Annotated in this window: 2 protein-coding genes and 1 pseudogene; all 3 read left to right on the top strand. The window is 63.6% G+C overall.

Annotated elements, in window-relative coordinates:
• Window positions 1–645 (top strand): hypothetical protein (locus HMPREF0178_RS23070; protein ID WP_009368776.1); only part of this gene is annotated, 645 nt, incomplete at its 5' end.
• Window positions 642–1,535 carry a hypothetical protein gene (locus HMPREF0178_RS23065; protein WP_009368775.1) on the top strand — a complete coding sequence of 298 codons (894 nt, stop codon included), beginning with the start codon at window positions 642–644 and terminating at the stop codon, window positions 1,533–1,535. The genes HMPREF0178_RS23070 and HMPREF0178_RS23065, both read left to right, overlap by 4 nt.
• Window positions 1,535–1,898 (top strand): annotated as a pseudogene (locus HMPREF0178_RS23060) (hypothetical protein); the annotation flags it as partial. The gene HMPREF0178_RS23065 and the pseudogene HMPREF0178_RS23060, both read left to right, overlap by 1 nt.

Genomic DNA, 1,898 nt, shown 5'->3' with positions numbered 1-1,898 from the left:
GCGCTTGGCGGCGACTCCGACGCGGCGGGCCAGCTTGCGGGCGTGGGCACATCTCTGCTCGACATCGTGAAGCAGACGGCGGGGACGGAAGAGGAATACCTCGACGCTTTCTGGGCGGTGAACGCGCAGTTGAAGTCCGCGCAGGACGCGGCGGGCGCGCAGGTGTCCGCAGCCGACAAGCAGCTTGAAGCGTTGCAGGGCCAGCTTGATGTCCAGAACGCCGCGCTTGAACAGCTTCAGGGCCAGAGCGCGACGCTTGAAGAAATCGAAAAGCAGATTGCGGAATTGAGGCCGCTTCTGGATGCGGCCGGCGACAAGGCCGGGGTGAAGGCGTTCGCCCGTGGCGGGCTTGCCATGCCGGGCTGGTCCCTTGTGGGCGAGGAAGGGCCGGAACTGGTGAACTTCTCGCAGCCGGGGCGCGTCTACACGGCGGCGGATACGGCGGCGCTGTTCCGCAGCGCGACGCCCCGGGCGGCTGACACCGATTCGGGAAGCGATGCGGAGGTCAAGGCGCTGCGGCGGGAAGTCTACCAGCTTCGCCGGGACATGCTCATTTCCATGTCCGAGATCGCCAGATTTTCCCGCCGCACGTCCGACATGGTGGAAGCGTGGGACGCCGAGGGGATGCCGGGGGTGCGGGCATGAAGCTCATAGAGCCGCAGGCGATCCGGTTGCTGTCCAGCACCGTGCCGGAGAACGACGCCCCGGCGTGGGGTGCGGGCACAGCCTATGAGATCGGGGATTCCGTCATCCATGAGCACAGGGTCTACAAGGCCGTGACCGCCAGCACGGGGAAACAGCCGGATCAGCACAGTGAGGGAACCGACGCTTTCTGGCGGCTCATGGGGCCGACAAACCGTTACGCCATGCTCGACCAGTACGTGTCCACGCAGACGGTCGCGGCTGAGGGCGTCATGACGTTTGCGGTGACGTTCAACCGCTGTACGGCGTTCGCGCTCCTGAACTTCAAGGCCACCAGCATCCGGGCCGTGGTGAAGGACGGCGACGGCCTCGTCATGTACGACCGCACGGTGAATACGTTGAAGGACGTTGACGGCTACTGGAACTACTACTTCCTGCCTCTTGAGCGCATCGTTGATCAGGCCGTGACCAATATCCCCGTGTCGCCCGTGGCCACGCTTTATGTCTCGCTCACACAGGAGGGAGGCCCGGCGCTCGGGCAGGTCATCGCGGGGCAGGCGTGGCCCATCGGCACGACGCAGTACAATACCCGCCTCGGCATCCGGGACTATTCCAGAAAAGACACCGACGAGTTTGGCAACACGCGGCTGGTCAAGCGGGCCAACGCCAAGCGCACGAGCCTGCCGCTGTATTTACACCCGTCCCGGCTGGACAGCGTGCGGGAAATCCTCGCCCGGATGCACGGCCTTCCCGCGCTCTGGCTCGGGGACGACAACGAGGGGATCGGCTCCTACCAGTCGCTGACCGTGTGGGGCTGGCTTGAGGACTGGAACGCAACCGTCATCGGGCCGAATGAAATCAGCATGACCATTGATATACAGGGGTTGAAATAATGGCAGTGAATCAGATTTCAAAGATTTCGGATCTCCCGGAACCGCCGGACAGACTGGTGGGCGATCAGGGACGGTTTGACGTGCTGACGTTCAACAGTCTGAAAGCACAGAAAAAGATGGTCAATGAGGACTTGAACAAGACGCTTATCCCCGCGCTGAACCAGTTTGCCGTGGATGTGAACGCCAGCGTCGACGCGGCAAAAGCCAGCGAAACCTCGGCTCTCGCGTCAAAGAACAGCGCGGCCTCGTCCGCGGGCACGGCGACGACGAAGGCCGGGGAAGCCGCCGCATCCGCTAAGGCTGCGAAGACGTCCGAGACGTCGGCCCTTGCTTCGAAGAATGCGGCATCCTCTTCCGCAACCG

The organism is Bilophila sp. 4_1_30 (genome assembly GCF_000224655.1).
GTDB lineage: Bacteria > Desulfobacterota > Desulfovibrionia > Desulfovibrionales > Desulfovibrionaceae > Bilophila > Bilophila wadsworthia.
Note: the sequence above shows the minus strand (reverse complement) of the source record. Positions and strands in the feature narration are given on the sequence as shown.